Source organism: Vibrio sp. Vb1729, from assembly GCF_033338655.1.
Taxonomy (GTDB): Bacteria; Pseudomonadota; Gammaproteobacteria; order Enterobacterales; family Vibrionaceae; genus Vibrio; species Vibrio alginolyticus.
The window spans coordinates 430,861-451,596 of sequence record NZ_JAWOTB010000011.1; the positions used below are offsets into that span (position 1 = coordinate 430,861).

Annotated in this window: 10 protein-coding genes and 2 pseudogenes; all 12 read left to right on the forward strand. The window is 42.6% G+C overall.

All coding sequences use genetic code 11. The annotated features are described in order from the left end of the window. The coding region (locus tag R7E29_RS06770) for a tandem large repeat (RefSeq protein WP_318082506.1) at positions 1-1,233 on the forward strand (1,233 nt) is incomplete at its 5' end. A gap of 766 nt (positions 1,234-1,999) precedes the next feature. Further along, positions 2,000-3,700 (forward strand): annotated as a pseudogene (locus R7E29_RS06775) (hypothetical protein). Between the two features lie 3 nt (positions 3,701-3,703). After that, positions 3,704-4,783 (forward strand): hypothetical protein, encoded by a 1,080-nt coding sequence (locus tag R7E29_RS06780; RefSeq protein ID WP_213906670.1) that lies wholly within the window; start codon positions 3,704-3,706, stop codon positions 4,781-4,783. Positions 4,784-5,523: 740 nt separating this feature from the next. Next, on the forward strand, positions 5,524-5,952 hold the full coding sequence (locus tag R7E29_RS06785) for a hypothetical protein (protein WP_017635776.1): 429 nt from the start codon (positions 5,524-5,526) through the stop codon (positions 5,950-5,952). A gap of 325 nt (positions 5,953-6,277) precedes the next feature. After that, complete coding sequence (locus R7E29_RS06790; RefSeq protein WP_017635775.1) at positions 6,278-7,522, forward strand: tetratricopeptide repeat protein; 1,245 nt, start codon at positions 6,278-6,280, stop codon at positions 7,520-7,522. After that, the gene (locus R7E29_RS06795; protein WP_053304432.1) at positions 7,522-8,946 is read left to right on the forward strand and encodes a toxin-antitoxin system YwqK family antitoxin; all 1,425 of its coding nucleotides are present in this window, start codon (positions 7,522-7,524) and stop codon (positions 8,944-8,946) included. The genes R7E29_RS06790 and R7E29_RS06795 overlap by 1 nt, the downstream gene beginning before the upstream one ends. A gap of 56 nt (positions 8,947-9,002) precedes the next feature. Further along, positions 9,003-9,980 carry a toxin-antitoxin system YwqK family antitoxin gene (locus tag R7E29_RS06800; protein ID WP_228010132.1) on the forward strand — a complete coding sequence of 326 codons (978 nt, stop codon included), beginning with the start codon at positions 9,003-9,005 and terminating at the stop codon, positions 9,978-9,980. A gap of 443 nt (positions 9,981-10,423) precedes the next feature. Then, positions 10,424-11,089 (forward strand): annotated as a pseudogene (locus R7E29_RS06810) (hypothetical protein); the annotation flags it as partial. Between the two features lie 3 nt (positions 11,090-11,092). Beyond that, positions 11,093-12,529, forward strand: a complete 1,437-nt coding sequence (locus tag R7E29_RS06815) for a hypothetical protein (RefSeq protein WP_213906669.1) — start codon at positions 11,093-11,095, stop codon at positions 12,527-12,529. A gap of 397 nt (positions 12,530-12,926) precedes the next feature. Then, positions 12,927-14,594, forward strand: coding sequence for a hypothetical protein (locus R7E29_RS06820; RefSeq protein ID WP_213906668.1), 1,668 nt, complete (start codon positions 12,927-12,929; stop codon positions 14,592-14,594). Between the two features lie 3 nt (positions 14,595-14,597). Further along, positions 14,598-16,031: a hypothetical protein gene (locus R7E29_RS06825; RefSeq protein WP_213906667.1), complete on the forward strand. Its 1,434-nt coding sequence runs from the start codon at positions 14,598-14,600 to the stop codon at positions 16,029-16,031. Between the two features lie 12 nt (positions 16,032-16,043). Continuing rightward, positions 16,044-20,669 carry an OmpA family protein gene (locus R7E29_RS06830; protein ID WP_258630880.1) on the forward strand — a complete coding sequence of 1,542 codons (4,626 nt, stop codon included), beginning with the start codon at positions 16,044-16,046 and terminating at the stop codon, positions 20,667-20,669. The last annotated feature ends 67 nt before the right edge of the window (positions 20,670-20,736 follow it).

Sequence of the window (20,736 nt, forward strand, 5' to 3'; positions counted from 1 at the left end):
CTGGCGCAGTCTCTGCCAACGCTGACTAACGTGACGTTTACGCCTGAGCACCAAGCCATCGGCCAAAGCGTGACGGTAACGCTGGAATTCGATAAAGAGCTGCAATCCGCAGCGGCGGAGTTAGGTGGCACGACGATCACCTCATTAATGGCAACCGCGGACCCAAGTGTTTGGACTGGTGATGTGATGGTACCAAGCACGTCGGATCTCAAATTGGGGTTGCTTGTTCGTGACTACCAAGACTTATCAGGGAATACCGGTAGTCAGAACACGGCTTACTCCATGCCGATCACGCCAACCTTAGCTATTACGCCAGTGGGTAATGTGGATGAAGCGCATGCAGCCACGCTACAATTTGAAGGTACGTCGACACGTTTTGATGGTCAGTCCCTGCGTCTTGAAGTAAAAGCCCAAGGCAGCGCGACGGTATTGAAAAGCAGCAGTGCGACGGTACAAGCCGGTGGCAATTGGACCAGTGACGCGATTGATATGAGTCACCAAACCAACGGCACTTATACCGTGATGGTGACGGGGACGAACTCAGCGGGCATTGAAGTAAGTGAAAGCCAGAGTTTTACATTGGCGCAGTCTTTGCCAACGCTGACTAACGTGACGTTTACGCCTGAGCACCAAGCCATCAGCCAAAGCGTGACGGTAACGCTAGAATTCGATAAAGATCTGCAGTCCGCAGCGGCGGAGTTAGGTGGTACAACGATCACTTCATTAATGGCAACCGCGGACCCAAGTGTTTGGACTGGTGATGTGGTGGTACCAAGCACGTCAGAGCTCAATGTGGGGTTGCTTGTTCGTGACTACCAAGACTTATCAGGGAATACCGGTAGTCAGAGCACGGCTTACTCCATGCCAATTACACCGACAATACACCTAGACGCTATCAACGATGTTACTGGAGTGGAAAGCGTGACAGTAAGTGGTAGCAGTGAACGATTTGAAGATGGTGAGTTCATAGATATCAAAGCAGTCGACGCTGATGGTACAGAAGCCACAGGCATGGCAACCGTGCTTTCAGACTCATGGACAACTGATTTAGATCTTTCAGGACTGAAGGAGGGGGTAGTGACGATTTATGTAAATGGTACCAACAAGCTTTCCGCCTCTGCCGAAGGGGCTCAAGCAACATTTAACTATGATCGTTTCGCAAGTACAGCCTCCTTAGGTGCTGTTTACAACCGATATTTTAGTGATAACAAAACTTTAAAAAATGCGGCATAAATAAAGCGAGCGTTTAGCTCGCTTTATTTCTTTGGGACTTTTTGTGATATTTATCAAAATAATTGCCTTTATTGATAAGTTACTCGAATTAATGAATCGTCTTAATACAAGGCTGAATAACTATAATAACTAGGCCAATGTTGCTTTTAGGTGTGTATGACGTGATTGTGATGGTCGCTCGGCAGGTGCTGTGGTGAATGTGTCGTGTTGAAAATCTTTTTAAATATTATATATTTACGATCGTTTCTATACTTTGAGTATAGTGTTCTGCATGAGGTCGATGGGTAATACCTCACCTCTTTAACTCGCGATGAAGCAAATTTAATCCTAGCAAGCTTCAGAGCAGTTACTTTTGTGAGTGCGTAATGCGCTCACCTTTTTATTTAAACTTCCTCAGTAACAGTCAATTTGTTGTTTGTTGCTGAGGAGGGCACCTCATAAACTTCTGAATTTCCTCGTACTTACCTGAAGCGCACGTTACTACGATTTTTGTTAACTTCAGTCCATAAATTAAATTTTTTAGATAGTAAGATTTTACCATTTTGACAGAGTGGGTGATGTTACTGGCTTTTATAGTGGTCAAATTGCATGTTTTGATAGCAAAAATGACCATTTTTTTGGTGTTTTTGATTTCGGGCGATTTTTCTATCTCTTTGAAAATAAATGGCTAAGTAAGTAGGATACGCAGACCAAATCGTACTTGTAAGCCTTATCAGCTTAATTGTCACCGCAGCCATATTTACGATGTTGGTTGTGGAGAATTCAAATGCATTTAGTTTGCAAATTTATACCTAGCTCGAAGCTATCCTCCAACGAGCTATCTTATGTTCTTACACCGGACGAGTGTATAGGACAGCTTTCGCGTTTGCGAAATTCAGATGACATCCTTAGAAACCTCCCTAAAGAATTGGCGAAAAGATTTCCATCTCTGCCAAAAAAACGACCAGCGCATTGCTAGCAGCTATAAGAATCGAATTGGGAAAAGGCAATTGGGTGTCATTATCTACCGTTGCTCGTCGGTCGCCATTGACGGACTCTCAGCTGCAAAGCTTCCCTAGACTTAAATCACTCGTTGACTCTGTATCTGCTTCGAATGAAAGCAAAGTTTTTAAAGCGGGTTACTGACGATGTTGCTCTAGTTCGCAGTTACACGCATGTACCTTCTGAGCCAAGCCCAGACCAAAAAATTGTTGTCGAGTTTGCAGGGCAGTGGTCTAGCAACGCGGCATGTTTGATGTTGGGAAAAACCGAAGCTCAAAAAGAAAAAGTGACTGTAGGCAAGGCTGATACAGAAAACAAACACCGCAGCCTCGCGACATTTAAAGATCTCGAAGCTGAGGGCAAAACGCTCTATATCAAAATCCCTTGCACTGACCAGCCTCAGCCAATCCTGCTTAAACTCGCCGAAGACCTGCAACCCGTTGATAAAGAAACTCAGATGGATGAGTGGGATAACGTGTTAGTGCCTGTGCTACCTATGCTAGAGGGCACAAATGGACATGAGTTGGTTGCAGAAGGTTATTTCTATGTAATCTGGAATAACAAAGTTTGGCGAGAGGTTGAAGTTACAACAAAAGGCTACTTTGCTGATGTCGATTTAGAGTACTACAGAAATAATGATCCTGAATCCTCGATGAAAACACGACATGTCAACATTGATGGGGCAAACCTTGTACCAGACTACTATATTGGCGAAGAACCATTTGAGATTTATCAATCCGGTCAGAAAGTGTATTCGGGACATCTAAGCCTTGATCAAGGTGCTAGGGTATTCCGCCTTGTAGATGAGGAAGTAGATGTTGTTTTTCCAGAATTAGATATTGATCCTATCACTGTTAAAACGGCGCTAAGCCCTTATAAAGCTGGCAAAGATGGTTTGCGTATTGCACAAGGTGTTCCTCTACCGCATATTTGGGTGCCATATAAAGTCGCGGGAGAAGTACAAGAATGTTATATCCATTATTCCGAGTTGGCTTTGACAAACACGGAACTGTCTGAGCTAGAGAGTGATCCTGCTTCAATTGCTAAGTCTCTTTCAGAGTTGCAAATATACTCCTCATCCCAAAGCTTTGATAATGCGGGTGAGAATATTATTCCAGTTTCCGGTACCGCATCGACAGGGACTGGCAGTGGAATCATCAACGAACATAAAGAAAGCAATATCGCGGGGCTTAAGTTGGCTCCAAGAGGCGCTTTGCCTTCTATACGTTACCTTCACGAGCCTTTGACAGATCAACCGGACGATTTCTTTGGGCTTCGTAACATAGAACACGATTGGATTCACAAATCGTACTTTCGTTCAGCGATGAAAGACGACGATGGTTATATGACGCTGCGTTTTGCATTCCCGCCGGCAGAGGTCAAGAACGTCGATATTGTTCGAGGTGTTCATTCGAGCCTCTCCACCGGTAGCCAACGTCTTGTTGTTGTAGAAGAAAATGTACCCATTTCAGAATTGCTAGGTTAAACCATGAAAAAAATACTATTACTGTTACTTACTGCTTTATCGATAGCGGGTTGTAAAGATGACGGCCGCACTTACGTGGGTGAACATAACTACTACACCATGGAGCAGAGCAAGGTCCGTAAATCTGGCTCTGCGACTTATCAACAACGTGACTTTCCTCGTTACTTTATCCATCGTGCCAAAGAATGGCCAAGGGAAGATTTAAACGACGCGAGTTCTTACGATTTGCCACGCGTTCAGTTTACTTGGGCAAACTTATCAGACGATCAAGGATATGGACCAGACCCAATGTACGATGAGTACGAAGGGCGTGTAAAAGTTTGGAGTATGAAGACCGATGGTACGGACCTGCGTTTGGTGACAGATTTACCCTATCTTGGAAAGGCATCCAGCACTCGATACAAAACCAGTCGCTCACCAAATAATCGTTACGTTGCACTGAACTCCGGACCTGACATACATCTTTTTGATTTAAAAGAGCAAAAATTAATTGACTTGCCGCATCGTTTAGCTGGTATTCCGGGTTTCCTGTGGGCGGAAGATAGCAGCTACGTTTATTACCGCACGGGTAAGGTGGGGCGTGTGGTGTATAAGTGGGATATTGCTAAAGGTGAGGCGGAAAAAACGGATTTACAAATATTCGGTACAGGATTTATAAAAGGCGGGTTGATTTATGAGGTGGGAGATGTTGGAGCTGGAATCATTGATGAAAAGACTCATGAGCTTGTAAAATTGGTTCAATGGGGGAAAAAGTTACCTGTTAATAAAGCAAAAGCGCATTATACGGCGATCAGTCCAGAAGGGGACATCGTTTGGGCGGCTAATCGCAACTATCACAATGTGTTTATTGTTGATTTAGCAAATGGTAAACAGATTGAGCGTGATGGGGCAATGCAATATGCCATCGGTCTAAATAAACGTTTTTCTTTGACGAATTATAACGCGATGCTGATGTCAGTACAGAACAACCAGACAAAACAAGCGTGGAGTTGGTCTCCGTTGGGTTACAGCCGCACGTTAGACCCCGCCATTGTGTATAACCTCTCTGCAAATCATGGCAACTGGTTTAAGGAGGCTAAATAATGGCCAGAACCTACGATGATGAAATCTACTTATTTGGCGCTTTATTCTACAGCTACAATACGGATGAAGGTCGAATATTTGATTGGCATACAAAAACTGGGTTTGGCGTAAATTTTTGATTTAAAGGCGAAAACTTCAGTTTCGCTAGCTCTGGTAAGGTTGGGTACTTTAGTGTCTGAAACGAATTGATGGCAATATAGATAGCTGAGCCGTTACGTTAGATTACAATAGCTCTAAAGGATTTACCCTGCAAACCGTTTTACGTTACCGAAGCTTTATGAAAGTCAAAAATAAAAGTGATCGATTCAGTGTATATCACCGTTTGCCCCCGTATAACAGTCGTCGAGCGTGAAAGACGGATAGGGTGGCAATGGTATATTCTACGTACTGGCGAAATAGGCATTGACTTCAATATAAGTTTGTATGTTGGGCTATCGAATGATGGCTTATGATTTAGTGGAGCAACATAGCTTGTCACCAAAGGATCTGTATCTCAAGTTACTATTGTGCTTCCGTAGTTAGCTGTAGAGTGTTGCAAGCACCTACTGAAGGCAGTCTTTTCTGGCTCCAGTGAGGCTTTATTACCTAGGCTCAGACACAGACGTTTGTCTTCCATATAGAATATTCGAGCAAGATCACGGAAGTCCGGAAAGCGACTTATTCGCTAATATTTTAGTAAAACTGAAAGCTGAATCGTCAACTGATATAACGTAAAGTGTCTCATTTTTATGGGAGTACTAATGAATAGTTACGTTATTTTACATCGGGATAAGATTGCGGTGGCGATTGACCTAATGAGTGCAACATCGTCATCTGATATCAATAGGCTAAAAACGGAAGGCTTTTTCGTTGAAGAAGAAATGATTGATGCAAAGACAGATAGTGAGGCTATCAGAGTGTTTCAGTCTAGTGAAAGATGTCCGTGGAAGACTCTCCCTAGAAATAAAGTTCAATTGTGGTTGTTATACCTCTTTATTGCCCTTGGCGTGGTTATTAACGCCGCTGTTGGTGATTATTCTGAATTAAGAGAGGCTTGGGGCAGTACTGAGGTGTTACTTTACACCCAATTAAGTCTATTGGCTGCTATAGCGATGTGTCTAATTTATATGATTTCTAGATGTCTGAGAATACTGAAGGGACAAAATGATAAGGTCCTTTTAACTGATTAACCTCAAATTTTTGTCAACCATTCTTTGTCTGCGTCCCACAAGTCAGAGCTGGGAAATATACTCATATTTTTTAATCTGTTGGGGGCGTATTTGCCATGGCAACCCAATTAAAGAATGGATTAAGAATGAAAAAGAAAATATTACTCAGCTTGGGTTTGACGATTATAGTTGTCTCCGCTGTCGGCTACACCGCAACAAAATCCAACTTTGATGGAGCAATTTGTCGGACTAACTGGAGAAGCAATAATAGCTAGTTGTAACAAACGAATCGATAGCATTCCTTAAAAGTTACTTCCAGTAAATAAGATTTTAAAACAGAGTTCAAATGAATAATACATCAATCAAGCTTGCATGCCTTGCTTTTGCAGCAAGTTCATATGTCTATGCTCAAAATGAGCCGTTTGTTTATACCGATATTAAAGAGAAACGTGTATCCAGTGACACTGAAGGCATTGTCACCCATGGTTATACACCTGATGCGAGCATTTATTACGCATCTACGGTTGAAGAAGATGATAATGGTAACGTGCAAGTTCAAGGCGCGAGCTATATCGGAGACCCGGAATTCGACTGGGAAGTTGCAGACGGTTTCTATGCTTTTTGTGATGGCCATAAAGTGCAATTTGGTATCAACAAGTCATACATGGATTTCTACCTTAAAAATAGTGATTATTTGTTCACCTTTGGAGATGGAACTCGTCATTACTACCGTGTTGAGCATGGCGAAAATGCAGACCAGTACGCACCAACTATTGCTGCTAACAGACAATTTTTTCAACCTAAAGCGGCGTTCATTGATGCACTCAAAAGCAACAGTGCTGTGCATGTTGAGATCAATACTAAAGGTCAACTCAGCCAGATGACTAACGACTTTGACGATGATTTCCCTGTTAGTGGTCTCGCTGAAATGCTAACCCGCGTAATGAATCATTGCTCTGAAACTGCGCCTGAACTAGATATCACTTCATTGAGTAAGTCAAAGCAGTTGGTTGCCAAAGCTAAAGCGTTGACCAACACACGCTATTACGATGAGGCGAAAGCGTTACTAATTAAGGCATCTGAGATGGGGGACGGTGAAGCAAGTGCACTATTAGGCGATCACTATCAACTTTATGAAGAGGGCGATGCGCGCTGGAAATTGGCGCGTGAAGCAAGACGGTTGGGCGCAAAACAAGGTGACCCAGGCGCAATGTGCGCAGCGGGCGTTGACTATGTTCGCCTTGAACACAAGGACAGTGCCAATGGTGAGAAAGGCTTAGCTTTGTTACGACAAGCCGAGGCTAAGGGGGAAAGCTGTGCGTATTACAACTTAGGTTACATGTATTTAGAAGGCATGGTAGTTGAGAAAGATCGGGAGCGAGGGATTGAGTATCTTAAACTTGTTGCGAAAGAATCCGCATCAGCGCTGAACATGTTAGTTCAAGTGTACCAATACATGCCAAAAGAGCGTGATGCGGAAGTGTATCCTTGGGTCAAACTCATGATCGAAAAATATGATTTTGATATGAATATGAAGCCCATCATCTGTAACCGTAGCCCTGAAGTTTGTAACGAAGAGGATAAACGATAATGCTGTTATTAGGCTCGCCTTATAAAAAAGCCTTGTCATTAAGCATGACAATAGCACTAATGAGTCAGTGCTTACTGTTTTCATTGTCGGTATCGGCGACTCCATTCAATGACCTTGAGTTTGAACGTAATATACGTAATCGAAACGATGTGACGGCGCTACTAAAGGTAGATAAGAGCCCTTATACCGGGGTTGCAGAGTCTTTTTATGATAATGGGACTAAGCGTGCTGAGGCTTATTACTTAAATGGAAAGCAGCATGGACCAAGCTTTAGTTGGTTTGAAGATGGTCGCTTAGAATCAAAAAGCCATTGGCTTAATGGTAAGAAACACGGTACTGAACAAGAGTGGAAAATAGATCGTTCTGTTAAGAATGACCAAGGCCAGCCAAGCTATTACCTCGAAGAGCTCAATACCTATCAGTATGGTATTTATAACGGCAAACAGAAGTTTTGGCGTGAAGGTCGTCTTTATCGCGAGGTGCAGTATGTAAATAACAAATACCAAGGTGATAAAAAGCAATGGGATATTGATAAACAAGGCAATCGATATCTTTCTAGCGACGAACAATACGTTGACGGTACCAGAGCGGGGTTAAGTCGCAGCTACTTTGCTGATCATCGCCTCAAAGGAGAAGAGTATTTCAATCGCGGAAGGGAAGACGGCATGGTGCTCGATTATGATATCGACATGATTGATGGTGTTGCGCGATACAATGAGAGGTCTTTTTATTTTAGAGAAGACGGCAAATACGAAGGGATTAAGTGGGAACATTACAAAGGTAAGATTCGTTCGATATACAGTACCCGTGATGGGCAGAACTATGGTTTTATCCAAAGTTATAATCCTCAGGGTATATTACTGAGTATGAGACCGACGCTGACCGGCAAGTGGCTTCGATATCATCGAAACACGAACTTACTTTCTAGTGAGAAGTATACCTTTGGTGGTCACTTTGATGATTTGCAATATACCTGGTATGACTCAGGCAGTATTGAAACGATAGACCGCCTTGATATAAATAAAAAGGGACCTTATAAATCAGCTTATATTGGTATGGCTGAATGGTATAAAAATGGTAATCAAAAACATGAGATAAAAGCGACTAAGAATCCGGAGAGGTATTCAAAAACATCTTGGTACGGTAACGGGCAGATTAAAACACAAGGTATTATCGTTCGTGATGGCGAAATTGGTACACATAAGGCGTGGTACAAGGATGGCCAACTAAAGAGTGAACTAAGTTACGTTATTGAAAAGAATAGGTGGGGTAATCGGAGTGTATTGAATGGTGAAGCAAAGCAATGGTACAGCAATGGTCAACTGAAAGAGCAAGCTCACTATGTTAAAGGTCAGCTCGTTGGCAAGCAGACAAAATGGTTGGATGACGGAACGTTGCATTCAGAAAAATCATGGAGTCTGTAATCATAATGGATCTAATACAGAGTATTAAAAGCGTTTATATGTTGGAAGAGACAAGTATGTACGATAAAGCACGCCATTTTATTAAACATGGATTGCTGGCCTTGTGTTTAATTCCGCTGGTTGCTAATGCAGCTATTCTTGAATTTAAAGGTGAAAAAGAAATGCTTGCTTATGAGCGAGGTCATACAACACCTTTCACGGGCACTGACTTACAGTACTTTATGGATAAAGATGAGCCTGAGCAATCTTTGAATAAGCTTAGTGAAATCACCTATGTTGACGGTAAAAAGCACGGTGAAGAGAAGTTTTGGACTTATTCTGGTCGCCCTAAAATGTTGAATACTTATGAGCATGGTGTGTTGAATGGGCGCGCTGCTATCTGGTACACACACCTGATTAATCAGATGGCATGGGAAGGTCAGTATCTCAATGGTAAAAAACACGGATTAACCAAATACTGGGACACATATGGCCGTAAGCAATGGTTCATCAATATGAATCAAGGTGAGCGTCATGGGTTAACACAGGGTTGGGACGGTAATGGTACGCTGATATTCAGCGGTGAGTTCGTAAATAACCGACAGCAAGGTACGCAAACTTGGTATTACAGCAATGGCAAGCTGAAACAGCGAACTACGTTTACTGTCGGTGAATATAACGGTAAACATGAACACTGGTTTGAAAATGGCAACATTGCTGTCCAAGCCAAATATGTTAGTGGGAAGCTTGAAGGTCGGGAACGTTATTGGTATCCGAATGGTCAACTGAAAAGTGACGTGACATACAAAGACGGTCTTAAGCAGGGCAAAGAGTCAATTTGGTATAAAAATGGGCAATTAATGCGCACTGCTGAGTATCAAGCTGGTTTGAAACAAGGCAAGCAACAAACTTGGTACAAGAATGGTAAACCGCAGTCAACCAGCCACTTTACCCAAGGTGAGCTTAATGGTGAAGAACTACTTTGGACTGAAAACGGTGTAAAAACTCAGTTCATCTACAAAGATGGAGAAGTCACTGAGTTTACAATGCTATAAACGATTTGAGTTTGTAAGTTTGAATGGGAAGGCTCCTCAGTTTTTACGCTTTTTAGTAGTAGGGACGGGTAAATAAACATCCTGTTTTTACTTCGATTGGATGTGTGATTTATAAACACCCTTTCAACTATACTGGTTGCTTATTGGAGTTTTGTTGCTTAAATCGATGGAATTAAATCAATAAGCTGCGATCTGAACGAATTCCAAGGATCGTCGCAGATTAATGCTTAAACCTCGAAACAAAACAGTTATATGGGACCAGTGTAATACAGCCCTAATCAACCTTTGCTCTCTGATCTTTTGGATTGATGAGAGCCATAGTCGAATGGAAGAAAAACAAAGAAGGAAAGTACTCTAGGCCCAATTGATTCAATGATTTAGCTATTGTTACGGTATTAATGTTCAATTACATCAAAAACTCAATTTACGACTAGCCTGAGCCGATCAAGGTCATCCTCTCACCAAAGCAAAAGCGCTTTGCTCAAATTGAAGCATTAGAATCGGATGCTGCTTTGCTAGATAAATCCAGCACGCCATTAGATGAATTAAGCAGTTACAGTGACGCACAGTCATTCAGTGCAAAAGAGTATACTTCCGATATAGACAGCGCAACCATCCACAAAGTTACCGAAGACGACATGCCATGGCTGAGTGACCAACAAGCCATAGTACGCAGTTACGACCAGAGTAATACGGTCATTGCTTATGTGGATGGAAAAAACAGTGGTTTTCAATTGTCAGTTGAAACTGGGCTGATCGATTTTAATACCCCTGTCGTTCATTATGCGGTGATATCTGATAGTGAAAGTGATTGGGTACTGAGTGAATCGCTTCAATATGACCAAGAAAACCCACATTTTGCGTCGGCGCAGCTCGGTGGTTTTCCCCAAAAAGGAAAATTCACTTTACAGATCACCTCTCCAGGTTATACCCATCACTCGGAACTGGTTTTTCAAGACTTAACTCTTGAGCAAATACAGAATTGGTCGACTCCGACTCAAATGGCGGAAAGGGTAGAGCCCGAGCCAGAATGCAGCGAACAAGAGCTGAATGCAGAAGAGAATCTCAGCCAATATATGTCGCTGTGGAAACAAGAATTAGGAATGTAAGTTATGAATAAAAAAGTCATATTTGGCTTGACCGCATTAGCCATAGCTGGCGTTGGGATAGGCAGTGCTTATAGCCCACAAGTTAGGCAATGGTTAGATGAAAGAGCGATTGCACAAGCGGAGCAAGAAAAATATAACAAAGCGCTAAATACAGTAGTTTCTTATATGGGGCTCTTCGATGGTTGGACATCAGAGAAAACAGATTGGATATTGGAAGTTGCAGATCCACGCACCGCGCCGTTGGCTCAGTGGGACAACCCCGGAGAAAAGCCGCAAATCATTACTCAGATTTATCGTGCAGAAAACCGCAAACAAGCTGGTTTATACACCATGAATTTAGACGGCAGCAACCTGCAAACCTTGCTGACCCCAGAAGAAGTTGGCAGCCTAGTTGGGTTTACCAAAAACTTGCGCCCGCAGCGCTCACCAAATGGCCGCTTCTTATTTTTTAACATGGGGTTATTCGCATCGTTAAAAGGTTGCGCCGTTGCAGATCTTAAAACCCGCCAAATTGAACGCTTTGGCGGCGGTTGTAACTTTGGTGGCTGGCTGCCTGACAGCAGTAAAGCTTATATGTCGAAACTCGGTAAGGCGTATGAATTTGATACAAAAAGCATGGTTATGAGTGAGCTGCCGTTGGCTTTACCTAACCCAGATTCTCCTGAACTGAGAAAGAAATGGCTGGATGGTAACGAGCATGCTTATGATGAACCTATAAGAGTGCAACTTTTGAATCAAGGAAAAGAGCTACTAGTAACAGCAAGAACTTCCCATAACAAAATTGTATTAGGTCGGGCCGATGAGGAAACCAATCTCGTCTATCAAGTTGGCGACTGGCAACATTACAAGGAGGAGCGTTATTACCCTAAGGAATGTTATTTAGCCGAAGAGCGGAGAAAGTACAATGCCGTTACAGATTATATCTACTGGCGGGAGGACGGCGGTGCGTTTAGTTGCAACACCAAGGATAGTTATCGTTCATTTAATACTCGAGCAACCGACAAAGCCTTACCTTTGGCTAGTAAAGACAGCCGCTACACGTTGCAACTCGGCGTATTAAGTGGCAAGGATGCGCCTACCCCGAGACTGTATAGAGCGCGTCAGGCAGATGAGATCTCGCCGATTGATGTACTCTCTTACCAGTATAAACCGCCTGTAGAAGGCGATAGTGTTACTGGCTTCTCCCTTTTTGTTCCAGCGAGTTTGCAGCCTGACTTCTCTGATTATGATTTACGTCAGGAATTCCCAGCCTTACCAGCTCACGCTCAATACAAACAAGCTTTCGCCCGTTATCAGGAAGCACAGCAAGAAAAATGTAAAGAAATAGATTATGGAAAGTGGACATCACTTGAAATCGGACGTTGTGAAACCACATGCCAAATTGAAAGACAAGGCGATCATTTTGTGACGGCACACTGTTACTCAAATAAAGCTAAATAAGGAGTAAACTTCATGGCGAAATTAAACCTTAAAGTCAGTGGTGTTTACCTCCTAGGTCAACTTTTTGATGACATGGGACCAGTACCCAATAGTCGATATTTTCCCTGCGTAATAATGAATTTGTTAACTTCTGCTCAAAATTAAAAAAAATCCTTTTATTTGAATCCTTCTTTTTGATTTCAATGTCTAGTTGTTTTGTCTTTATCTGTAGTTAAAGTGACTTATTTGCTAGCTAATGTGTCTTTTGGTTGGCTTTTAGCTTATTTGTTGATTTTTCTATGTGATTGAATGTTATAAATTAAATTAGTAGCATTAGTGCACCAAATCGTACTTGTAAGCCTTATCAGCTTAAATGTCACCGCAACCATATTTACGATGTTGGTTGTGGAGAATTCAAATGCATTTAGTTTGCAAATTTATACCTAGCTCGAAGCTATCCTCCAGCGAGCTATCTTATGTCCTTACACCGGACGAGTGTATAGGGCAGCTTTCGCGTTTGCGAAATTCAGATGACATCCTTAGAAACCTCCCTAAAGAGTTTGCGCAAAAGATCTCTCTTTCTTCTAAAAAAACGACCAGCGGATTGCTAACAGCGATCAGAACCGAACTTGGGAAAGGCAGTTGGGTCTCATTATCTTCCTTTGCTCGTAGGTCGCCATTAACGGACTCTCAGTTACAAAGCTTCCCTAGACTTAAAACACTCGTTGACTCTGTATCTGCTTCGGATGAAAGCAAAGTTTTTAAAGCGGGTTACAAGCAGGTTACTGATGATGTTGCTTTAGTTCGTAGTTACACGCATGTACCTTCTGAGCCAAGCCCAGATCAAAAAATCGTTGTTGAGTTTGCAGGGCAGTGGTCTAGTAATGCAGCATGTTTGATGTTGGGAAAAACCAAAGCTCAAAAAGAAAAAGTTACTGTAGGCAAGGCCGATACCGAAAACAAACACCGCAGCCTTGCCACGTTTAAAGATCTGGATGCTGAAGGCAAAACGCTTTATATCAAAATTCCTTGTTCCGACCAGCCTCAGCCAATCTTGCTTAAACTCGCCGAAGATCTGCAACCCGTTGATAAAGAGACTCAGATGGATGAGTGGGATAACGTGTTGGTGCCGGTCAGACCTTTGGCTTACTTAGATGGTAGCAACGACAAAGCAAAAGCTTCTGATTTGCGTGGTGGTTTCCTTTATGTGTTCTGGAAAGGGAAGCTTTGGCGAGAGATGGCCATAAACGAGAAAGGTTACTACCAAGATGTTGACGTCGAGTATTACCGTACCCTAGAGCAAGAAGAAAAGAAAAAGGACACACCTCAGGTAATACAAAGAAGTGCAAGCGGTTTTGCCATGGCGCATTTCTGGGCACCTTACAAAATATCGGGTGAAGTCCAACAGGGTGCAAATGGACTCAAGATCATTTTCTCACCAAAGCAAAAGCGCTTTGCTCAAATTGAAGCATTAGAATCGGATGCTGGTTTGCTAGAGAAGTCCAGCACGCCATTAGATGAATTAAGCAGTTACAGTGACGCACAGTCATTCAGTGCACAACAATTCACCTCCGATGTAGACAGCGCAGCCATCCACAAAGTGACTGAAGACGACATGCCATGGCTGAGTGACCAACAAGCCATCGTTCGCAGCTATGACCAGAGTAATACGGTCATTGCTTATGTGGATGGAAAAAACAGTGGTTTTCAATTGTCAGTTGAAACCGGGCTGATCGATTTTAATACTCCTGTTATTCATTATGCGGTGATATCTGATAGTGAAAGTGATTGGGTACTGAGTGAAGCGCTGCAATATGACCAAGAAAACCCACATTTTGCGACGGCGCAGCTCGGTGGTTTTCCTCCAAAAGGAAAATTCACTTTACAGATCACCTCTCCAGGTTATACCCATCACTCGGAACTGGTTTTTCAAGACTTAACTCTTGAGCAAATACAGAATTGGTCGACTCCGACTCAAATGGCGGAAAGGGTAGAGCCCGAGCCAGAATGCAGCGAACAAGAGCTGAATGCAGAAGAGAATCTCAGCCAATATATGTCGCTGTGGAAACAAGAATTAGGAATGTAAGTTATGAATAAAAAAGTCGTTTTTGGCTTGACCGCATTAGCTATAGCGGGCGTTGGGGTTGGCACTGCCTTTAGCCCACAAGTTCAGCAATGGTTAGATGAAAGAGCGATTGCACAGGCGGAGCAAGAAAAATATAACAAAGCGCTAAACACGGTAGTCTCTTACTTAGGGCTAGCTGTTGGTGAAACATCAGAGAAAACAGACTGGATATTAGAGGTTGCAGACCCACGTACCGCGCCTTTGACTCAGTGGGACAATCCCGGAGACAAGCCGCAAATCATTACGCAGATTCATCGTGCTGAAAATCGCGAGACGGCAGGCTTATACACCATGAATTTAGACGGCAGCAACCTACAAACCTTGTTGACCCCAGAAGAAGTTGGCGGCTTAGTTGGGTTTACCAAAAACTTGCGCCCGCAGCGCTCACCAAATGGGCGCTTCTTATTTTTTAACATGGGATTATTTGTACCACTAAAAGGTTGCGCCGTTGCAGACCTTAAAACCCGCCAAATCGAACGCTTTGGGGGTGATTGTAACTTTGGTGGCTGGCTGCCTGACAGTAGTAAAGCTTACATGTCGCAACTTGGTAAAGCGTATGAATTTGATACCAACAGCATGGTTATGAGTGAGCTGCCGCTGGCTTTACCTAACCCAGATTCTCCAGAACTGAGAAAGAAATGGCTGGATGGTAATGAGCATGCTTATGATGAACCTATAAGAGTACAACTTCTGAATCAAGGAAAACAGCTACTGGTAACAGCAAGAACTTCTCATAACAAAATTGTATTAGGTCGGGTCGATGAGGAAACCAATCTCATCTATCAAGTTGGCGAGTGGCAACATTACACTGTGGAGCGTTATTACCCTAAGGAATGTTATTTACTCGAAGAGCGGAGAAAGTACAATGCCGTTGCAGATTATATCTACTGGCGGGAGGATGGTGGTGCGTTTACTTGCAACACCAAGGATGGTTATCGTGCGTTTAATACCCGAGATATGAGTAAGCCTACTCCCTTAGTTGGAGACAGTCGCTATGCACTTCAGGTTGGAGTGTTTAGTGGAAAAGAATCTATTTTAACTAGGCTTAATCGAGCGCGACAAGCAGAAGAGATCTCACCAATTGATGAATTAACGTATCAATATCAAACCCCGTTGAAAGGCGATCGTGTCAGCGGTTTTTCCCTTTATGTTCCAGCGAATTTACTGCCTCATTTTTCTGATTATGATTTACGTCAGGAATTCCCAGCCTTGCCAAGTCATTCCCAGTTTAAAGATGCCTATGCTCGCTACCTCGCATCTCAGGAACAAAAGTGCAAAAAAGTAACTTACGAAAATTCTTCTGGTGAAGATATCTTTCGATGTGAACGTACATGTCAAATTGAAAAACAAGGCAATGTTTTTGTGACAACACATTGCGACTCAAATAAGGTCAAATAAGGAGTAAACTACGTGGCGAAATCAAACCTTAAAGTCAGTGGTGTTTACCTCCTGGGTCAACTTTTTGATGACAGGGGACCAGTTCCTAATAGTCGATACTTTCCCCTGCGTAATGTGTGTTTCGCGCTTAAAGATGACAGTGAAGGCAGGACTGTCACCTATGATGGCGAAGGGTACCAAACTCAAACACCACCGAAAGCGGCGTTACTGTACAGTGATGCACTCGGGAAAATTACCTATTTTAACGCACCTGAATCATTAGATTTGGGGCAAGATTTGCCACTGCAAGGCAATCCTGCATCCGCGACAACGTTTGCCTCTGGTCACTCTCGCTTACTATTTTTTCCGCCTTATTTAGCACCAATTCATCTTATGAGTGAGGAAGGGAAAGACGGTAAATGGCTTTCGAATTTGTATAACTCACTTATCTCCGGAGCAGAAACTGAGCCTGACGAAAACTATTTCACAAAGGCTAATCAAAGAGATTTTCCCATTACAGCTCTATTACCTAGTAAAGGGGTCAGTGAGAAACACTATGCTGCTGCTATCGGTAAACTTGAGAAGTCGATAGAGACAGAGCAACTGAAGACGCTAAATGCCATTGTTTTACCGCAGACATTTACAATTGTGGTCCACTTCTCTGATGCCAGCTTTATTGACGCGACGGTCACGCTGTCAAACTTTCCTTCACAATTAAGTATTAAAGGGGATGCAGAAGGGAGTAACTTAACCGCGGTGAGCAAAGTCAAACCGTTAGAGTTTCGAGATATCGATGGAAAGGATAAAAATATCTACAGCGCGACATTTTGGATAACTTCCGATTCGGTGTTTAAACTCGAGGAGGCGAACCAGCATTGCCGTTTTGATATTGATCTCTCTACTGTGGACCGAAATGCAGCAGCTTATTGGTTAAGGAAAGACTTTCAAAAAAAATACAGTTTTTGCGAACGAGTATTGCACTTACCAATCTCAACCCCGCTTGGACGCAGTGCTCTGGTGAACGGTGATCCCATCTCGGTAGAGGAAGCACTGTTCAATCAATCCCCTCACCTTTATCCCAATTTACTGGAAAAACTGAAACAAAGCCCAACTGATTTGCCTGAAAAACTCGCCAGTGAGCCAAAAAACGCAATTGCTCCTCAGATATGGCACAGTGTACAAAGCAATAAAGCGTACATTGAAAGTGCAGCCCAAACGATGCAACACAAGTTAAGTTGGCAAACCGTAGCCAAGGTTGCTGCGGCTTCTGTTGGTGGCAGTGCTGATAGCGAAATGAGAAATATTGCGGGTGCGACAGAGGCTTGTTTGTCCGTTATAAGTAAAGCTAATGACCTTTCAGCGAACACGGCCGCATTTGGCCAGAGTCAAATCGATATGATTAAGTTGTTCGGTGACAAAGGCAATATCTTATTTGATAAGTTGAAAGACAAGATCAATTTGATTGAAGTGCCTTCGCAGTGGCGTCAGTTATTACAAGATACTCAAATAGCGGAAAAGATCGGTAAAGGTTTCACTTTGGCTGATGTCATCATTAAAGGTGGAAACTTAGTAGAGGCTTACAACAAAGACGATAAGGCGAGCAAAAGGCTTGATTCTGTTGTGCTTGAGTACCTTGCGACTGTACAGCAGCCTGGAATGAAATCTTTGGCTAGTATTGGTGATAAGGCACTTTTGGACGCAGAGACTAAGGCACTTGAACAACTCAAAAACCTACTGCCCAAGCTTGGAGACAACGATGAGCTTTCATTAAATACCGAGGTTAAAAAAGGGCGACACATATTCGAATTAAGAAGCACGACGTTTGCTTTTGACCGTAGCGACTCAAATAACCCTAAAGCTAGAGCCAACTTAATTGAATTAGGGGGGATACTATCGCAAATACATCGCCCGATTCCAATTACGATAAAAGGTCACACTTGTTCGCGTGGGTCGATCGAATACAACCAGACTTTATCAGAAGAGCGAGCGAGTTATATACGAGAATGTATATTAGAAGGGATTACGTCTAACCAGGCCGTTTGGAAAACGTGCATACGTGCCATTGGTCTAGGTGAGCGAGAACCGCTTGTCCCCAATGATTCTGAAGATCAACGCCGACGCAATCGTCGCGTCGACTTACTGCTTCATTTTGAAGCAATCTTAGATTACCCAGTTTCTCGCGGTGGATTAACTGTCGTCGAAAAATCCCGTCAAATGATGATTGCTAATGAGATGCAGCTTGACGCGGCCACTTTAGATGCAATAGAACTTGCCCTTGATACTGCCCTTGATGTGGCTTCAGTAACGCCTTTGGGAGCGACTGCTAACTTTATTTATACGGTGGGCAAGGCAGGTTCTTCGCTGTTCTCAAATCTTTATGATTTTATTACTGAAGAAGCAGACACTTTAAAGCTACGAAATAATCTTGAAAAAATACAATACCAAAATATTGTCTCTCAAGAACAAATATTGTCATTTGGTTCAGAAAGTCTCTCTGACGAGATGAAGTCAAGTTATTACAAACGTGCTCACGCGCTGAATGGCTTGAGTCGATTATTGCTTGAACGAAACTATCAAGAAATGTCAGGCGACCATAGCAACGTTTCGATAGAAAATATTAATGATTACATTAAACTTTTTTTGCTCAACGATCAGTGGCAACTTAATGAAAATGGTTTTGGTATGGTCCACCTTGATGAGTTCTTTATGGATTCAGACTATGCACAAGCAGAGCTATCACTCCTAAAAGCCAGCACTTATTCTGCTTACGCACAGCTAGGGGCAAGTATTGCGGGCAGACAGTTGAGCGATTGGTACTCTGACGCTGAGGATAGTGAAAGCCCAAGACCATTTATGGAATACAGCCCAATTCACTACATGGCATCCGCTAATACTCAAGCGCTTGTCAAAATGTTTGAAGTTCCCTTTAAAACTGAAGATCTGGAAGCGCTGTACAAAGGAGCTAAACAGTCAATATCTGTTAAAACGGCTCGTGATGGAGCACCAAAAAAATGGATAGCAATGGATGAGTTCCTAGCAGAGTATGGGTCTTTGTCACCGTTTGATGAGGTTAGGATTATCGTCGTCTTAGCTAAAGAAGCGGTCGAGTCATTAGAGCCAGAAAAGCGCCGCTTTTTACATCGAGTGGGAATTGAGGTTCAAGCTCGCTGGAATTGGTCGAATTACTCAACTAAGACAGATGCGGTGATGGAAGGGTCCAAAATCGTCAATAAAAGCTCAGAGTACCTGCGAGATATTAAGCCGATAGTTGATAATTTAAATTTGACTTCTAAAGAACAAGCGCTGTTTAACCAGAAATCTGATGATGAAACTTGGGGCGTGATTATCGAACCGTCTTTTGTTTTTGGAGTCAACAAAATTAAGGGAACAAGACCGTGGATTCCGTCCGATTCGCCGAAAAACATATATTTGAACCGCTTGTTTGAAGAAGAAAATAGAGAATTACGCACCGGTGAGTTACCTCTAGAGTATGAGTACCTGGCGGGCATCAAAGGGGTTAATGATTCATTTGAACCTATTAATTATGACTTTTGGGGGACATGGGGGATTTCTACATTCGATCTTTCATTAAGCCCCTCTCGGCTTTATCAATTTGGTAAAAATAAAGACATTAAACATGCTGATCATTTGTTAGTTTCAGGAAGTTTCCTGTCAGCGCCTAAACCAGATGCAGATCAAGGTAGTTTCCCGAAAGTGTTTGATGATCCGACCGTTGAACTCCATATAATGCAGCAAGGTCTTGAAGGTAAATACTCTGATTTCGCGCGGTACTACAAGGAGGAGGTTGAGGATTTTGATTGGAGTAAGTGGGTCAATTGCCTAGCGGTCGTTAAGACTAAACACTGTCCTGATACACATTTCAGTAACCTAGGATTCGCGCCTGGTAAAGTGATAGGTGTTGAGGCCAAATTGCGAGCGGTTGAGCTTACAAACAATATTGATTTTCTACCTGGTGTGTCAGGTGGAACTCACTTCACTTTGGGTAAAGAGGAGTTATATCGAATAGGCACCATTGTTGAAAAAGATAATGAATGGCAGTTTGACGTAATGACCTCACAAAAGCATGGAGCACCATTAAAAACTGAGCTCTCCACTCAGCTAGAGAGCTTACGTCAATCTTATTCAAGAATGAGTTCGAATGAACTTAAAAGTCACGCTATCACCAACTTAGTTGGATTGCACCAGAAGACGGATATCTATGCACAGATTTTCAAGCCCGAATATGTCAATGTATTAGGTTCAAAAGTAGCTGGGCTTAAACCATTTAAGAGAGTTGAGAAGCTAGTTGATAATTTTCACGAATATATTGACCTTCAACTTGAACTTATTGGGCCTATTGGATCAGGTTTACATGCGCAATCAGAAAAATTAAAGCTTAATATACATGCCGTTGACCGTGAGGACATTCCAGTAACTTGGTATAAATGTAAGGATGAGCTAATCAAAGGGGCCGAAGAAATTCTGAAAATAGAGGATAAAACAGACTTATTTTCGAGACAAGAAATAGTAAGCCGTCTAGGAAAAACGCACAATGAGTTTCGACCTATTTTAGAATGGCTGGACAAGGGTGAAGCTAGGCCGAATAGGTTAAGTGATGACCAAATTGAATTGATAAATGATTGGATTTTAAATAAATAAAAAACCGCCTTCGGGCGGTTTTTCTTTTCTTATGACTTCATACTGAATTTAGAATTTTCTTTTTAAG